This is a genomic window from Odoribacter sp. Z80 (assembly GCF_009935865.1).
In the GTDB taxonomy this organism is placed as follows: domain Bacteria; phylum Bacteroidota; class Bacteroidia; order Bacteroidales; family Marinifilaceae; genus Odoribacter.
Genome location: NZ_QWEL01000040.1, coordinates 1 through 809 on the forward strand (window position 1 = coordinate 1; position 809 = coordinate 809).

Below are 809 nucleotides of genomic sequence, written 5' to 3' on the forward strand. Positions count from 1 at the left end.
ATGATTATTTTTCAGGAGGGAAGAAGTAACGACAAGGCAAGCAGAAAATAAGCAGTATATACTTGCTCCCTTTAGCTGTCCACTTTTTTTTCACAGGTTATGTATTATATAAATAAAAAAAATGGACACCTGAATTTTGGGACTACACATTAGCTTTTATAATGATAGCGCATAGAAATAACCACAACTACAATCTGTTCACCCTCTACACGATAGACGATACGATGTTCTGAATTGATACGCCTTGACCAATGACCTGCCAATTCAAAGCGTAAAGGCTCTGGTTTGCCTATGCCAGTAAAAGGATGCTCTGCTATGTCAGCCAATAGAGCTTCTATTTTTAACTGTATTTGCTTGTTCCCAATTTTTTTCCAATAGGCTAAATCATCTAAGGCTGTTTTAGTAAATCTTATTTCCATAAGTCTTTAATATCAACCTTAGTAGCTTCTCCATTATTGGCTTGGGTGATTCCCTCTCTCAAATGCTCAACATTGGCAGGATTGGATAACAGGTATTCTGTTTCAACTATTGAGTTATAATCTTCCAAAGAAATAACAACAACGCTTTCCCCATTGGGACGTTGAACTATTAAAGGTGTATTATCCTGAACAACACTATCCAGGTGATGTTTCAGGTTAGTTCTTAAATCAGTAAAATTAGTTGTTCTCATATTCATGTACTTTTATAAGTACAAATATAGGTACTTATTTGTTGGCATACAAGAAAACACCAAACAAAATGAGTTAATTAACACTTACGTGTTTGAATTTGAGTTGGTGGAAAAATCACAAAATCTGACTTGTATATAC

Annotated in this window: 2 protein-coding genes; both read right to left on the bottom strand. The window is 34.6% G+C overall.

Annotation, left to right across the window (positions count from 1 at the left end; all coding sequences use genetic code 11):
- Positions 1 to 149: 149 nt before the first annotated feature.
- Positions 150 to 419, bottom strand: a complete 270-nt coding sequence (locus D1136_RS10795; protein ID WP_161877624.1) for a Txe/YoeB family addiction module toxin — start codon at positions 417 to 419, stop codon at positions 150 to 152.
- Positions 410 to 670 carry a type II toxin-antitoxin system Phd/YefM family antitoxin gene (locus tag D1136_RS10800; protein ID WP_161877625.1) on the bottom strand — a complete coding sequence of 87 codons (261 nt, stop codon included), beginning with the start codon at positions 668 to 670 and terminating at the stop codon, positions 410 to 412. Before D1136_RS10800 ends, D1136_RS10795 begins: the two co-directional genes overlap by 10 nt.
- Between the last annotated feature and the right edge of the window lie 139 nt (positions 671 to 809).